The 14933-nt window shown below is 40.6% G+C and carries 15 protein-coding genes and 1 pseudogene; 9 read left to right on the top strand and 7 right to left on the bottom strand.

The window, feature by feature from the left end; genetic code table 11:
- Positions 1-231: 231 nt before the first annotated feature.
- The gene (locus SB775_RS22815) at positions 232-1314 is read left to right on the top strand and encodes a tartrate dehydrogenase (RefSeq protein ID WP_410863470.1); all 1083 of its coding nucleotides are present in this window, start codon (positions 232-234) and stop codon (positions 1312-1314) included.
- Positions 1315-1379: 65 nt separating this feature from the next.
- Positions 1380-1565: a sporulation protein Cse60 gene (locus tag SB775_RS22810; RefSeq protein ID WP_057913195.1), complete on the top strand. Its 186-nt coding sequence runs from the start codon at positions 1380-1382 to the stop codon at positions 1563-1565.
- Between the two features lie 145 nt (positions 1566-1710).
- Here SB775_RS22810 and SB775_RS22805 read toward each other — a convergent pair.
- Positions 1711-1980: pseudogene (locus SB775_RS22805) on the bottom strand (SDR family oxidoreductase); the annotation flags it as partial.
- A 474-nt stretch (positions 1981-2454) separates the two neighbouring features.
- Here SB775_RS22805 and SB775_RS22800 point away from each other — a divergent pair.
- Positions 2455-2784 carry an MGMT family protein gene (locus tag SB775_RS22800; RefSeq protein ID WP_081108891.1) on the top strand — a complete coding sequence of 110 codons (330 nt, stop codon included), beginning with the start codon at positions 2455-2457 and terminating at the stop codon, positions 2782-2784.
- 137 nt (positions 2785-2921) lie between these two features.
- Here SB775_RS22800 and SB775_RS22795 read toward each other — a convergent pair whose 3' ends face one another.
- Positions 2922-4187: a BaiN/RdsA family NAD(P)/FAD-dependent oxidoreductase gene (locus SB775_RS22795; protein WP_410863468.1), complete on the bottom strand. Its 1266-nt coding sequence runs from the start codon at positions 4185-4187 to the stop codon at positions 2922-2924.
- 204 nt (positions 4188-4391) lie between these two features.
- Between SB775_RS22795 and SB775_RS22790 the strand changes: the two genes are divergently transcribed.
- Positions 4392-5993 (top strand): putative polysaccharide biosynthesis protein, encoded by a 1602-nt coding sequence (locus SB775_RS22790; protein WP_089364993.1) that lies wholly within the window; start codon positions 4392-4394, stop codon positions 5991-5993.
- Between the two features lie 127 nt (positions 5994-6120).
- On the top strand, positions 6121-6843 hold the full coding sequence (locus SB775_RS22785; RefSeq protein WP_410863467.1) for a pseudouridine synthase: 723 nt from the start codon (positions 6121-6123) through the stop codon (positions 6841-6843).
- A 90-nt stretch (positions 6844-6933) separates the two neighbouring features.
- Here SB775_RS22785 and SB775_RS22780 read toward each other — a convergent pair whose 3' ends face one another.
- On the bottom strand, positions 6934-7155 hold the full coding sequence (locus SB775_RS22780; protein WP_034309346.1) for a DeoR family transcriptional regulator: 222 nt from the start codon (positions 7153-7155) through the stop codon (positions 6934-6936).
- 535 nt (positions 7156-7690) lie between these two features.
- Between SB775_RS22780 and SB775_RS22775 the strand changes: the two genes are divergently transcribed.
- Entirely contained in the window at positions 7691-8041 is a 351-nt protein-coding gene (locus SB775_RS22775) for a hypothetical protein (RefSeq protein WP_061464463.1), read from the top strand.
- A 158-nt stretch (positions 8042-8199) separates the two neighbouring features.
- A complete protein-coding gene (locus tag SB775_RS22770) occupies positions 8200-8589 on the top strand; it encodes a hypothetical protein (RefSeq protein ID WP_061464462.1) in 390 nt (129 codons plus the stop codon).
- A gap of 254 nt (positions 8590-8843) precedes the next feature.
- Here SB775_RS22770 and SB775_RS22765 read toward each other — a convergent pair whose 3' ends face one another.
- The 4 genes from SB775_RS22765 to SB775_RS22750 all read right to left on the bottom strand — a co-directional run bounded on the left by SB775_RS22765 (position 8844) and on the right by SB775_RS22750 (position 13332).
- Complete coding sequence (locus SB775_RS22765) at positions 8844-10790, bottom strand: ABC transporter permease (protein WP_410863466.1); 1947 nt, start codon at positions 10788-10790, stop codon at positions 8844-8846.
- Positions 10780-11541: an ABC transporter ATP-binding protein gene (locus tag SB775_RS22760; RefSeq protein WP_089363578.1), complete on the bottom strand. Its 762-nt coding sequence runs from the start codon at positions 11539-11541 to the stop codon at positions 10780-10782. Before SB775_RS22760 ends, SB775_RS22765 begins: the two co-directional genes overlap by 11 nt.
- A gap of 100 nt (positions 11542-11641) precedes the next feature.
- Complete coding sequence (locus tag SB775_RS22755; protein WP_410863464.1) at positions 11642-12646, bottom strand: sensor histidine kinase; 1005 nt, start codon at positions 12644-12646, stop codon at positions 11642-11644.
- Positions 12643-13332, bottom strand: coding sequence for a response regulator transcription factor (locus SB775_RS22750; RefSeq protein ID WP_089363634.1), 690 nt, complete (start codon positions 13330-13332; stop codon positions 12643-12645). Before SB775_RS22750 ends, SB775_RS22755 begins: the two co-directional genes overlap by 4 nt.
- A gap of 151 nt (positions 13333-13483) precedes the next feature.
- On the opposite strand from SB775_RS22750, the gene SB775_RS22745 reads away from it, so the two are divergent.
- Both SB775_RS22745 and SB775_RS22740 read left to right on the top strand, forming a co-directional pair.
- Positions 13484-13822, top strand: a complete 339-nt coding sequence (locus SB775_RS22745) for a zinc ribbon domain-containing protein YjdM (protein ID WP_061466168.1) — start codon at positions 13484-13486, stop codon at positions 13820-13822.
- Between the two features lie 548 nt (positions 13823-14370).
- Complete coding sequence (locus SB775_RS22740) at positions 14371-14931, top strand: HPP family protein (protein WP_317778934.1); 561 nt, start codon at positions 14371-14373, stop codon at positions 14929-14931.
- The last annotated feature ends 2 nt before the right edge of the window (positions 14932-14933 follow it).

Genomic DNA, 14933 nt, shown 5'->3' with positions numbered 1-14933 from the left:
AGTACCGAATGAGAATCGTCTTTTTTTAATTTGATTTACCGTACTAGTTAGAAAAACGTGAGTTTTTCAGCAGCCTCTTTCATGAAAGGGCTCTTTTTGCATTATGGACCTTTCCGATAAAATTTTTTTGCCGTTCACATTTAAGTGTTTCCATTAGGAGAGGGAATGCAAAAGTTATATGTTAAAATTAGGGTGTTGAAATCAGAAAATATAGATAAAGGAGGGCGAAGAATGGATGTTTATAAAATAGCGGTCATTGCAGGTGACGGAATAGGCCCTGAAGTGATTAATGAGGGTGTTAAGGTCCTAAAAAAAGTGGCTGGGATTGCCGGGGATTTTTCTTTCGAGTTCACATATTTTCCTTGGGGATGCGAATATTATCTTGAGCATGGTAAAATGCTGCCCGAAGACGGGCTGGAACAACTTATGAAGTTTGATGCCGTGTATCTTGGGGCGGTTGGTTATCCTGGTGTCCCGGATCATATTTCATTACGTGAGCTTCTGCTGAAAATCAGAAAGCAATTTGACCAATATGTAAATGTTCGACCCGTTAAATTGCTTAAAGGTGCACCTTGTCCATTAAAAGACGTGACACGGGACCAAATCGATATGATTGTCATCCGTGAAAACAGTGAAGGGGAATATTCCGGCGCTGGTGATTGGCTTTTCAAAGGCAAGCCAGAAGAAGTTGTACTGCAGACGGGGGTCTTTTCGCGAAAGGGAACGGAGAGAATCATCCGTTATGCGTATGAACTGGCGCGTAAAACGGGCAGGACGCTAACGAGTATAAGCAAGGCGAACGCATTGAATTATTCAATGGTTTTTTGGGATCAGGTTTTTGAAGAAATCGGGATTGAGTATCCGGAGGTAGAAACGAATTCCTATCTGGTCGATGCGGCAAGCATGTTTTTTGTCAAACAGCCCGAACGATTTCAAATCGTTGTCACCTCCAATTTGTTTGGTGACATCATCACGGATTTAGGTGCTGCCATTGCAGGCGGGATGGGTTTGGCAGCCGGAGCCAATTTAAACCCGGAACGGATTTATCCTTCGATGTTCGAACCGATTCATGGCTCAGCGCCGGATATTGCCCATCAAGGCATCGCCAATCCACTTGCGGCCATATGGTCCGCCAGTCAGATTCTTGATTTCTTCGGGCATGAGGAGTGGGGTGCAAAAGTGTTGGACGTGATCGAAAGGGTGATGGTCGATAAAAGGGCACTGACGCCTGATATGGGCGGGGTAGCCTCTACAGAAGAAGTCGGCGATGAAGTGGTGGCAGTATTAGCCGCTTTACAAACAAATCAGGTATAATCATCATGAAAAATGGGCATCCTGCACAATAACTATCATTATAGTAAAAGGGCAGGGGAAAGCCGATGATACAAGTCAAATTATTCGATTATGAGCATGAAAAGGATCTAGAGGATGAAATGAACGTTTTCTTGGAAGACATTCGTGATAATCAAATCGTTGACATCAAATATAATGTCGCCACTACAGGTGAAGAGGAAGAGGAACAGATCTACTGTTTTAGTGCGATGATCATTTATAAGAAAAAATGAAGGCGGGATTCGCCCTATCGTTTTCCGTACATATAAACAATATGAGACTACCTATTGCTGTAATTCGGGCAAATCAAGGTAGTCTTTTTTCGTGAATATTCCAAGAAAGTGGATTTCAAGGGGGAAGATTATACGATTTGGAAAGTCAGGATGATGTCGTTTCCCCGCCGTTTACATGAAGTGTTTGTCCTGTCACAAAACGTGAATCATCCGAAGCAAGATAAACAAAGGTGGGAGCCAGTTCAAACGGCTGGCCTTGGCGCTCCATCGGGTTTTCTGCTTGTGTCACTTCGTCGGCCGAGAAACTTGCCGGGATGAGGGGGGTCCAAAACCTTCCAGGCGCTATGGCGTTCACCCGGATGCCTTGATCGACAAGACTGTTTGCCAAGGCACGGGTAAAACCGATATTGGCCCCTAAGCAGCCCCAATTCGAATCAACAAATCAAAACAGCTGTGGATCTCATCACTATAATTAAGAAAAACTGACTATATTCTTCTATGAATTTTACAAACTTGCTGATAATGGGTAAAGTTAAACGTAATACATAGGAACAATTGGAGAAAGTGCATCTTATTAATAATTTTGATTTTTATTGTTTTCATGGAGACTTCCATCCTTCAAAATGCTTGAAAAACATCGATACATATTCTAAAACGGAATCAACTCGTGCGGACATGGGGCAATGAGGATCAAGTTAGCAAGCGATAGGGGCATATGAAAAATGAATCGATAAATTGATCAATGAACGAGGATTGATTTCTGTCTATGCTTACGATGACTGTAGAGTGCCTGCTGAGCTTAAAATCGACTTGATCAAGCATCATGGGTTCCTGATAACCGATAAAAAAATTACGATTGGTAAACGGATAGAACAAAGGGGTGAGTAATTTGGAAAGTTTTACAGAACGGGTGATTAAGATCATTCAACATATCCCTTCCGGCAAAGTGATGACATATGGTCAAATAGGACAGCTCGCCGGAAGTCAGCAAGGTGCAAGGCAGGTCGTAAGGATCCTTCATTCAAGCAGCAAAAAACATGACCTTCCTTGGCATCGGGTTATCAATGCCAAAGGCGAAATCGGCATAAAAGCAGAGGGAGCCGCAGAACACCAGAAGGCGATGCTGGAGAGTGAAGGCGTCACATTCACGAAGAGGAATACCGTTGACCTCGAAGCTTTTCGCTATCATCCAGAATTTTTCAATGGAAAGCCGGAATAAAGAGGAAGCGGTCGAATAAATTGCAAGAACGGCCGAAAAACCTGCGCCAGCGCCTGAATTAATGTCCATCAAGCACTGAATGATTATAAATCGCATAAAAAAGAGGCTGATCCAAACGGATCAGCCTCTTTTAGGAATTATGAACGGGCATACATGGCAGCATTCATTCCGGCGAGTCTTCCGGTTACTAATGCCGAGGTGATATTGTAGCCGCCAGTGTACCCGTGTATATCCAGAATTTCACCGCAAAAATACAGGCCATCCATTATTTTGGATGCCATTTCTTTTGGGTGGATTTCCTTGACGGATACGCCGCCCCCCGTGACGAAGGCTTTTTCTAGCGGCTGGGTGCCATGCACTCCAAATTGGAAGTCCTTGCATAGTTCAGCAAAGCGGCGGATTTTTTCATTTGATATCGTCGCTCCTTGTTCTTGAAGATCGATGCCGCTTCGCTCAAGCAGAAAGTGAAGGTATCGTTCAGGAACTAATCCTTTTAACGTATTTTTAATGGCTTTTTTCGGTTCGGCTTTGATTTCTTTCATGATATCTTGAAAGACCTCTTCCTTGTTACGGTCGGGAAGGGCATCGAGTTTCATTGTCACTTCCGATAGGTTCCATTTTTTCATCGCCTTCACGACGAATTGGCTGCACCTTAGAACAGCTGGACCGGAGACGCCGAAATGGGTGAAGAGCATATCCATTTGGTGTGTGATCAGGACCTTGCCTTTTGGGTTGAGGACACTCAATGCAACATCCCGAAGTGCAAGGCCTTGAAGTGTTCGATCTTTAATGAATGTTTCATGGCTAAGTACGGGAACTTCAGTTGGGAACAATTCGGTAATCGTATGCCCCGCCTTTTTAGCCCATGCGTAGCCATCCCCGGTTGAACCGGTGTGAGGAACTGATTTTCCGCCGACAGCAATCACGACTGCATCTGTGTCAATGGTCTGTCCATCTTTTAACCGGACCCCGCTTGTTTTTCCATGTTCATAGAGAACTTCGGCAACTGGTGAGTTCTTATAAGTCGTAACCTTTAAATTCGACAGGCGCGTCAGTAGGGCATCCACGACACTCTGTGCTTTATCGTTAACTGGGAACATCCGGCCATGGTCCTCTTCTTTTAGAGCCACACCCAATTTTTCAAAGAATTGAATAATGTCTTCATTGTTGAATTCTGAGAAAGCACTGTATAGAAATCGCCCGTTTCCAGGGATATGCTGAATGATTTCATCGATGGAGAGCCTGTTCGTCACGTTGCAGCGTCCGCCGCCCGAGATTGCAAGTTTCCTTCCAAGCTTCTCGCCTTTATCCACTAACAATACATGGGCACCTTTTTCCCCGGCTGCAATTGCTGCCATCAATCCGGAAGGACCGCCGCCAATTACCACTACATCATATTTCAAATTGATCACCACTTTATCATTTTCAGTCCCTTCATTATATAGCAAGAGCCCGTCAGATTGCGAATGTAGAAAAAGAGAAATTATTTGTTTGTGTATTATCTTCGAAAAAGATAAACTTGAGAGTAGTTTTTATAGAAAAATTACTTTATTATGTTAAGATAAAAAGCGTGTAAAACGTAACTGACAGAGGCAGGATGGGATTAGATGTCGTCTAAATTTTTAAAAGGGGCTTTTATATTAACGCTGGGAGCAATTATTTCCAAGATTCTTGGTTTGTTTTATGTCATCCCCTTTGAACATATGGTTGGGAATAAAGGGGCTACCCTCTATCAATATGGATACGTTCCATATACTATTTTCATCAGCTTTGCAACGGCAGGCATGCCGCTTGCTGTTTCTAAATTCATTTCGAAGTACAATGCGCTCGAGGAGTACGCCGTCGGTGAGAAGTTATTTAAATCGAGCCTGAAATTAATGGCTGCCACCGGTTTTCTCGCTTTTTTGATTCTCTATACCATGGCACCGATGTTTACTGGAATCTTTGGAGTCAAGAAGGAAGATGTAGGGGATGTCACGGAGATCATACGGGCTGTCAGCTTCGCCTTGATTTTTGTACCGTTCATGAGTATCATCCGCGGCTTCTTTCAAGGTCATGAAGCGATGGAGCCAACGGCCATATCTCAGGTTGTTGAACAAGTTGTCCGCATCGTGTTCCTTCTGGCCGGTGTGTATGTTGTTTTAAATGTCATGGATGGAGAGTTAGTGAAGGCCATCCAAATGGCTACATTCGCGGCGACGGTCGGGGCTGTCGGCGGTTTAGTGGTGTTATTTTGGTATTGGAAAAAACAAAAGCCCCATTTGGACAGTTTGATGGAGAAAGACCGGGGAACGCTGGAAATTTCCCTGCCGGAGATTTATAAAGAAATATTTCTTTCGTCGATTCCTTTCATATTCGTCGGGATCGCGATGCCAATGTTTCAGTTTGCGGACTTATTGTCTTTCAATAAAGCGATGTCGTCCATCGGATTACAGCATGTCGCGGAAGATGCTCTTGGGGTTTTGAACGTGTATGCCCAGAAACTTGTCGTGATTCCAATGACGCTTGCAACCGGGTTTTCGATGGCACTTCTTCCTTCGGTGACGAAGGCATATGTAAGCGAGGATTCGGAAGAGTTCAACCGCCAGCTGAACCAGGCCTTTCAAATTTTGTTGTTCATTACGATTCCCGCGGTCGTTGGCATGTCGGTGCTGGCCGATCCAATCTATAGTGCCTTTTACAGCCATGACCCGCTTGGAATCAGTGTCCTGAAGGCTTATGCTCCCGTTTCCATCTTATTTGCGCTCTTTTCCATTTCGGCGGCTGTTTTACAAGGGATCAATCAGCAAAAATATACGGTGCTCAGCCTGCTAGTTGGCTTTTTAATCAAATTGAGCTTGAATATCCCGCTGATCAAGTTGTTTGAAACGGAAGGATCCGTTTATGCCACGGCCTTCGGCTACTTGGCAGCTGTCTTGCTGAATTTATATGTCATTACCTACTTTACTGGCTATCGTTATAGCATTACCATCAAAAGATCCGTATTGATCACTGTATTTTCAATCATAATGGGACTGGCTGTATGGGGCATGAACAGTTTATTATCGCTGTGGTTTACAACGGAAGGGCGCTTTCAAGCGATTTTGATCGTGGCCGTTTGTGCAACCTTTGGAGCTCTCATTTTTGCAGCGCTATCCTTAAAAAGCAAACTTGCCCATCGTTTGTTCGGTACCCGGATTGATCGGTTAAAAGCTAAATTAGGATTATAAAGGATAGAAGTGAAGTTTGATGTGTAAAAAAAAGGGTATGATAAAGTGAATCCCGGATTAAATATTTTGCCTTGCCTGCCATTATAGTGGGCAAGGCCTTTTACTGAAAAGGCTTTAGGAGGAAATGATGAGAATTGATAAGATATTATCCAATATTGGGTATGGAAGCAGGAAAGAAGTGAAAAAGCTCCTGAAATCGGGCGCCGTCAAGGTCAATGAAAGGCTGCTGAAGGATCCGAAAGAACAAGTGGACCCTGATAAGGAAATTGTGACGGTTCATGGTGAACGGGTTGAATACAGAGAGTTCATATATTTAATGATGAATAAACCGCCAGGCGTATTGTCGGCAACGGAAGACAAACACCAAGAAACGGTCATCGATATCTTGGAGCCAGAGGATTCGGTGTTCGAGCCATTCCCTGTGGGCCGTCTGGATAAGGACACAGAAGGTTTATTGCTGATCACGAATGACGGAAAGCTTGCCCACCAACTGCTTTCCCCGAAGAAACATGTTCCTAAAACATATTTTGCCGTCATTGATGGCGAAGTAACGGAACGGGATATCGAGGCATTCCGCAACGGCGTGACCTTAGATGATGGGTACGAGACAAAACCAGGGGAATTGAATATTTTAAAATCAGGACTGACATCGGATATCGAGTTGACGATCATGGAAGGAAAGTTCCATCAGGTGAAGCGGATGTTTGAGGCAGTGGGCAAACGTGTCGTCTACCTCAAGCGCCTTTCCATGGGAAGTTTACAACTGGATGAGGAACTTGAGCTTGGTGAATACCGTGAGTTAACGGTGGAAGAGCTTGAACAGTTAAAGGCGGGCCAACCTGCTGAATGATAAATAAGCATGAAAAAATGAGGCGGACAAATATTGTCCGCCTCAAAGTATTTTTTTTACATATCGATTTTGTTCGGGTGGTCGTTCTTTTTACGATGACATCTTCACCTTTTTACTTGTTGTCGTCCAAAGGCCACGGCTAGGGCTTTGAACAAGGTCATTGTACGCTAAGACATTTAAATCGCGCTGCACAGTTCGAGGAGTGATGCCAAATTCTTCTACAAGCTCTTGAGTAGAAACCGTACCGTTATTACTAATGAACATATAAACGGATTTAATACGGGTTAACATGCGATTTGTTGAAGGTTTCAAAAAATCACTCCTTATTCTTTTCATTGTTATTCTGAACAAATGAAAACAACCGATATGTCGGACAGCATTTCAGCTGTCACTATGTACTTGCTTACCCACCCTATAACTCCTCGGAAACATTTAGAAAAAATAAGATGTCATTAGCTTCATTTTACCCCTTTATAAAAGCAAATTCTATAAAAAGATACCAATTGACTAAATATTACATTTATTATATCAAATTTTAACAAAATTATTCTCTTTACATATATAAAAATTAATAAAGGTTGTGTTGCTCCATTTGTTCATACACATATTTTTCCAAAAAAGGATGCTAATTATGCATCAAGAGATGTCATACAACACGAACGTTGACTATGAGGCATATACATGTACTTTACTTAAAAAGGAAATCGTAGTCGTTGCGTTTTGTGTCTGATTACAGGAATTGCTTGATGGCTTGCGGTTACGATGTCATAATGAGGTGTTGAGCAGTGTAGCCTTTTCATACATGATCTCAAGGAATTAAATATTAACAAATTCGAGGTAGAGCCGCATGAACGAAAGATTAATGGAGTTTTTATTGCGCGACGAAGTGACCAGACTTTCTGGCGTGAAAAAACAAGTGTATGAATTCATCGTGAGCGAGGAAGATTATCTTGCATCGAAGGCGGACACGGTCGATCAATTCATGAGATTGCTGGTAAAGCATTCTCCGCCCCGGCTTGCAGCCCGTCATTTCAATATGCCTTATGGGGAAATCATTCGTTTCATGAATGAAATAGAAGATGAACTGAATGAGAGATTAGAGGAAAGATGCAAGAAAGTAAAGTGGATGGACTACACGGAAAAGGACCAGCAGGCATTTGTGGAATATCATAGGAAGTTATATCTTTTCGTAAATTAATAAATTTGGATTATGAAAATGCCCTCGGTATGAAAGGGCATTTTTTTATTTTTCGGATGAAAATGAATGAATGACTAACCGGAACACTTAATAGCAATACAAAGCCATATTCAGTAACCAAAGATAATATCATACGTCTAATTGAATGGAGGTGTATGATGAAGAAAAACATATTGGTTTTCATGTTAATCGTTTGTATTTTTTATTTGTCGGGTTGTGTTAAAACAGAAATCAAAACCGTGACATCTAAAAATCCAGATGCAGAAGAAATATTAAATCTTGATAAAAATGCAGACATTCTCCAATGGGAAAAGATCATTTATAAAACGGATATTGAATGGGTGAATGAGCTTAAACTGACTAAGAACGAATTTGTTGGAGAAATTACAGAGGAATTCTCAAACGATTTCAGTAAATCTTTTAAAGATGGTATGGCCAATCAATTACCCATAGGAACAAAAATATACACCACGAAAGAGCGAGATGATGTTCTAATCGTTGAATATAACGGGAAAGTAAAGCATTACTTAGCACTTACCGAAGGCTAACTACCATTAGTCGTCTTAATTAGTGGATGCAAACCCAGATGATAAGCCCAATGCGGATCAAGAAAAAGCAAGCAAACAGATATTAATAAACAGAACGTTCCGATATTTCGGGAAACGAAGTTCTGAAAAAGTGGGGCATTTGCAGTAGGACGTGAGACGCCATTGTTGATCATTCCTTCGGTATGGAAATTGATTTGACTGTTTTAAAGGGAATTAAAAGCTCCAGGGCCTAATGGACCCTGGAGCTTTTTAGATTATAGTGATTCTTTAATGACCTTCTTGTAATGAAAAACGGATAGGATTCCGAAGATTGAATACAATGCCGTGTATAGTGCCATAACGATGATCATCGGTGTCCAAACTTCGGTCCCGAAAAAGAACCATCCTGATTGGACTGCGAAATAACTGTGAAGCAGCCCGACGATTAAAGGAATACCGAAATTGAAAACTTGTTTTGCTTGGATTCCCTTTAGTAAGTCACCTCTCGTGAATCCCAGTTTTCTTAAGATCGTATAATTGGATTTTTCATTTTCACTTTCATCCATTTGTTTGAAATAGAGGATACAGCCGGATGTGACAAGGAAGGTTAATCCCAAGAAGCCGACGATGAACATGATAAGGCCCATGTTCTTCTTCTGGGTGTTGAACATTTCTAACTGGGAATCATTCACATGTTCTTCTTTGAAGCTCATTTTATTGAAAATATCATTCGCCTTTTTAAGCTCAGCTTCATCCTTCACATCAATGCCGATATTGACAGAGGATACCATTTGGATTTTCGGGTCGACATCCTTTTTCAAACGATTGAATATCGTTTGGTCTACAATAACAACGGGCAAACCACCGTGCGTGAAGTAATAGTGCAGGAAGGTATCATCTTTTAATCCCATATATGTTAGCGGAATCACTTCATTTTTGCCCTTCAGTTCAATCTTTCCGGAATCCTTCAAGGACATGACCTTTTCCATCATATTACTGTATCCGCTGAAAAGGGTCTCGTCTTCAGCGAGGTTGATTCCTTTAACGGATTCATCACTGATGACGGGAACGGTCATGATGTTCGGATCGAAGTTCACTTCATCGAGGCTGGTCTCCATTATTTCCTTTACATTGGCATCCACTTGAATGACATCAATCACCTTTTCGTCATAATCAATTTTACTGGCTGATAAAGCTTCTTTGAATGCATCCGCATCTTTCATATCCGTCATCGAAAAATCGGTGGGGATACTGCTTTTTGCACTCTTCTCCGCAGAGTAGTAGGAGATATAGCTTAATGATAATAACCCAATCGCTAAAGCGGAAACGGTCGTGATGATCGTCAATAATACCGCATTCGATTTCATTCGGAACATGATGGATGAAAGGGACAATACTTCATTGATGTTCAAATAGCCATTTTTCTTTTTACGAATGATATTAAAGATGAAGCTTACGGATCCTTTATAAAATAGGTAGGTCCCGATGATGACGGTAGCCAGAATGAAGACCATGGCCATGAAAAGCTCGGTCATATCTGAAAAAGCTCCATCGAATAATTTGGCTGAAACAGCATAGCCGGCAATGATCAAGATGATCCCGAATATCCCGATGATCATTTCGAACATCGAAACCTTTTTCACTTTTCCTTCCGTCATTGAAGTCACTCTAAATAATGAAAGAATGGTCTGCCTTCTAATGAAGGCATAATTCATCAACATGATGAAAAGATAGATGGCGCTAAAAACGAGAATGGTTTGAACAAGCGGCTGAAAAGAAAATTGAAGGGTTGCGATCGCCTCGACACCCATTATTTTAAATAAAATCATGATGATTAATTTTGAAGCGGCAAACCCTACAAAGATTCCCAGGAATACGGAACAGAAATACAGGATCAGGTTTTCCACGCTCAGGATCCGGAATATCCTGTTCTTTGTCATGCCGATCAATTGGAATAAGCCAATTTCTTTACTGCGCCTTTTTATGAAAATGCTATTGGCATATAAAAGGAATATGGAAACGATCGCAACAAGCAGGATCGATGCAGCCTTGATGGCCGCGGCCCCTTTCACTGTACCCTCCGCTTCATCCAAGGATGGGTCATATTGCAATGTGACAAAAGCGAAATAAAGGGAGGCGCTGAAGACTAGGGCAAACACATACAGATAATAGTTCTTCAGATTCTTTTTCAGATTTCGAAAGATAAGTTGATTAATGCTCATTTTGAACCCCTCCCAATACACCTTGGGTTTTCATGATGTCCTTGAAGAAGACTTGTCTGGTTTCTTCGCCTTTATTCAATTGTGTATAGATTTGTCCATCTTTAATGAAAATGACTCGGCTGCAATAACTGGCTGCCACTGGATCATGGGTAACCATGATGATCGTCGCTTTGCGTTTTTGATTCATTTCGCTCAGTTTGTTCAATAAATCGGAGGCTGATTTAGAATCAAGCGCCCCAGTCGGTTCATCCGCAAAAATGATGCTTGGATCATGGATGAAGGCCCGTGCTGCAGACGTACGCTGTTTTTGACCACCGGAAATTTCATTTGGGTATTTATCCTTCACTTCATATATGCCCAGTTCTTTCGCTACGGTATCAAACTTTTGTGCCGCTTCATTTTTTGGTGTTTTTGTAATGGATAAGGGCAGAAGGATATTTTCTTTGACAGTCAGTGTGTCCAATAAGTTATATTCTTGAAAGATGAAGCCCAGATGGTTCTTCCGGAATTCGGCCAACTTCTTTTCTTTCATACCTGAAATCTCTTTTCCATCGATCGTAATGGTGCCGTTGCTGATTTTATCGATCGAGGAAAGGACATTCAGCAAAGTCGTTTTCCCTGAACCGGATGCACCCATGATGCTTACGAATTCACCTTCTTGTATGCTTATATCGAGACCCTTTAATACTTCTTGTTTATTGAATTTATTTCCATAGCTTTTATGGATTTTTTTCGCTTCTAATATATTCATGTCGATACACTCCTTTTTTTCTATATCCTTATTATAAAAGGCGATGTATTTCTTTTCCTTCGTTTGTCCGAACAAAGAATAAAAGCATGTGACATTTTTGTCACATGCTTGTGATATTCACGAAATCATTTCTTTTTGGGAAGGTCAAGGTAATGGTCGTCCCAGTTCCAAGCTTTGATTTTACAGCAATGGAGATGAATAGGGACTCTGCTGCTTTCTTGGTTAAATATAAACCCATGCCAGTTGCAGCATGGTCACGATGATTTGTAGTGGATGTAAAGCCTTTATCAAATATGCGGGGTATATCCTTTGGGTCGATGCCCCGACCAGAATCCTTCAATTCAAGAATCGTTTGTTCTGCTTGTTCATGGCTGAATATCGTAATATCCGAGTTTTCACTGTATTTAATGGAGTTGGTCAAGAGCTGCCTCATGATGAAGGCCAGCCATTTCGCATCACTAAGCACTTCGGTTACATCCAACTGTATGTCGAAGCCGATTCCTTTTTGAATGCACCATGATTGCAGCGTTTTAATCTCATCAAAGATTATAGTTTCCAAATCCGTATTCTCAATATACAAATCATTTTCGATGAAAGGAATGCGCCTTTGATGGAGCTGCTGATCAAGAAGAAGGTGAATGCGCAGCCACTCATAAGTCAAATGGGGTTTCAGCAATTCATCATCCAAGCGGTCAATCATTAAATGCATCGCCGTCAATGGTGTCTTCACTTCATGAATCCAAGATAATAAATCATCCTTCTCCTGCTCTAAAGTCATTTGGCCAATTGCTGCGGATTGCTTCAATATTTCGGTTTGGTTAATGATGCTGTTTTCTATGATTTTTTCGAAAGGGCTTTCTGGTTCTGGTATATTCGTTATATCCAGGCTGTCTTCCCGAGCTTCCAAACTTTTATAGAAATACGTTTCTTTTTTATAGCGGAAAATCAAAAAAATACTGAACATGATCAATGATAAAAAAACGATATACAGTATTGGCTTTAATGGAATGGCCGAGTCAAGAAAAGCGACAAAGATGATGAATAGATGAAGAAGTATGTAGAATGTGATCCAGCTGAACCTTTCCAAGAAATATTTTCTGATCATTCATTAGCCTCTTCAATTGCGATATAGCCCTGTCCGACCTTCGTTTCGATAAAATGCCCTAAACCCAGTTCATCCAATCTTTTTCGTAAACGGTTCACATTTACTGTAAGGGTGTTATCGCTTATGAAACGTTTATCATCCCATAAGCTATTGATCAATTCTTCCCGGCTTACGATCTTGTTTTTCTGTTCGATGAGCTTTTTCAAGATGAAAATTTCATTTTTTGTCAATTCGATTGAGCCAGTCTCGGCCGATACCGTGTTTTTCTCGTAATCCACTGTTGCACCGCACCAGGTTTTCAATTCGATCTTTTCTGTATTGTAATTATATACCCGGCGAAGGATCGCTTGTATCTTTGCGATGAGTACATCAAAATGAAAGGGCTTCTGGATAAAATCATCAGCGCCAAGCTGCATGGACATCACCATATCGGTAGGGTGATCACGTGACGATAAAAAGATAATGGGAACATTAGAATGGGCACGGATCATTCTGCACCAATGAAACCCATCAAACTTCGGTAACTGTATATCAATGATGACCAAATCAGGTTTTATGTCCGTGAATTCCTGAACCACTTTACTAAAATCGCCAATTCCGTAAATATCATAAGACCATTGCGCCAATCTATCTTTAATTTCATTGAATAACGTCGTATCATCTTCTATCAATAGTAGTTTAAACAAAGGGTTCACCGCACTTTCCAGCTTTTCTTAAAAGTATATAGTAAAACCATTATAGGTTCTATAGGAGGGGCAAAACTCAAAAAACATTACCGGTTGTATGCAAACCATTATTATATTAGAATTGACAATAACGAATGGAGGAAGTAAATTTATGTCTGATTTTCCTAATTGCCCTGCATGTAATTCAGAATATACATACGAAGACGGAAGTCTTTTTGTTTGCCCAGAGTGCGCCAATGAGTGGACGATTGAATCGGAAACTGAAAATAGTGACCAAAAGATTATCAAAGATGCAAATGGAAATGCCTTGAACGATGGTGACACCGTTACGGTAATCAAAGATCTTAAAGTGAAGGGGAGTTCATCCGTCTTGAAAATGGGCACAAAAGTCAAAAGCATCCGTTTAGTTGATGGAGATCATGATATTGATTGCAAGATTGATGGTTTTGGTGCGATGAAATTAAAATCCCAATTTGTTAAAAAGGTATAAACGCTGTGTTAATGCAACAGAACGGAAATGTTTTTCTATGATTAATTCTGGTAGATATTGAAATTCTACCAGGATTTTTTTAGTTTCTTAAAAGTCGATTGAATAACCTCTCCCGAATCATAATAATATTTCGATATATTCCCAAAATAAATACATATAAATTTACTCATTCCCATTAAAGACAAAAGGTTCTCCAACTTCATAGTTCGTCATAATGTGGAAGAAGTTAATTGTCATGATATACAAATCTTTTGAAATTCACAAATGGAGGAATAGATGTAAAGAAATAGATGGAGAGGTTTCATGGTGGTCAGTTATTTGGTTTGGCGAGGAGCCTTTTGCTCGGCGTTAATATAGGGACTTTTTTGTTACCTTTTTTTTTGAAAATGCAGGTTGAAAAGAGGATGAAAACTTCGTAATTGACAAAATACAGAAAATCAAGATATATATTTAAACATTCATTGCTTTCCTGTAAAATAACTTTTATGGCAGAGACTCTGTCAATTTTCTAATCAAATTATTTAGGAAGCTTGAGGGAAACATACATTATGGGTTTTGAAAAAAATCTTGAGAAAAGTTGGAATAATCAACCAAACATAAGTTTAAAAGCGTATTTAAAGAAAATGAAGGGCGAAGCCAGAGATAAAGACAGAATTGATTATATTGATTCCTTTGTTTCAGCTATAGGTGGACTCATTGCTATTATTATCATTAGTTTTGTAGCTGTCTATTTAGGGTATCCTATGGCATTGGCCCCTCTAGGTGCAAGTTGTGTAATCGTATTCGGTTCCCATAAAGGTATCTTGTCTCAACCTCGTAACGTTATTGGAGGACATTTAATTTCTACTATTTCAGCACTTATTATTTGGAGCATATTAGGTAAGAGCCTATTCATTATTGGTCTAGTATTAGCTATTGTATTATTAATAATGACTCTTACAAAAACTGTTCATCCTCCCGCAGCAGCAAGTGCCCTTGTTGCCGTTAATTCTCAAGCTGGATGGGGATTCCTTATTCCGATTGCAATAGGTACGATATTATTGGTTTTTATATCAATGATCTATAATAACTTATTTCAAACAAGACAGTATCCAAAGCACTGGTTATGAGA

The organism is Peribacillus sp. SIMBA_075 (assembly GCF_046534585.1).
Note: the sequence above shows the minus strand (reverse complement) of the source record. Positions and strands in the feature narration are given on the sequence as shown.

Excerpts from the sequence above, each read along its gene's own strand:
- SB775_RS22815 (WP_410863470.1), top strand. The coding sequence starts at position 232 with ATGGATGTTTATAAAATAGCGGTCATTGCAGGTGACGGAATAGGCCCT.
- SB775_RS22810 (WP_057913195.1), top strand. The coding sequence starts at position 1,380 with ATGATACAAGTCAAATTATTCGATTATGAGCATGAAAAGGATCTAGAG.
- SB775_RS22790 (WP_089364993.1), top strand. The coding sequence starts at position 4,392 with ATGTCGTCTAAATTTTTAAAAGGGGCTTTTATATTAACGCTGGGAGCA.
- SB775_RS22785 (WP_410863467.1), top strand. The coding sequence starts at position 6,121 with ATGAGAATTGATAAGATATTATCCAATATTGGGTATGGAAGCAGGAAA.
- SB775_RS22775 (WP_061464463.1), top strand. The coding sequence starts at position 7,691 with ATGAACGAAAGATTAATGGAGTTTTTATTGCGCGACGAAGTGACCAGA.
- SB775_RS22770 (WP_061464462.1), top strand. The coding sequence starts at position 8,200 with ATGAAGAAAAACATATTGGTTTTCATGTTAATCGTTTGTATTTTTTAT.
- SB775_RS22765 (WP_410863466.1), bottom strand. The coding sequence starts at position 10,790 with ATGAGCATTAATCAACTTATCTTTCGAAATCTGAAAAAGAATCTGAAG.
- SB775_RS22760 (WP_089363578.1), bottom strand. The coding sequence starts at position 11,541 with ATGAATATATTAGAAGCGAAAAAAATCCATAAAAGCTATGGAAATAAA.
- SB775_RS22755 (WP_410863464.1), bottom strand. The coding sequence starts at position 12,646 with ATGATCAGAAAATATTTCTTGGAAAGGTTCAGCTGGATCACATTCTAC.
- SB775_RS22745 (WP_061466168.1), top strand. The coding sequence starts at position 13,484 with ATGTCTGATTTTCCTAATTGCCCTGCATGTAATTCAGAATATACATAC.
- SB775_RS22740 (WP_317778934.1), top strand. The coding sequence starts at position 14,371 with ATGGGTTTTGAAAAAAATCTTGAGAAAAGTTGGAATAATCAACCAAAC.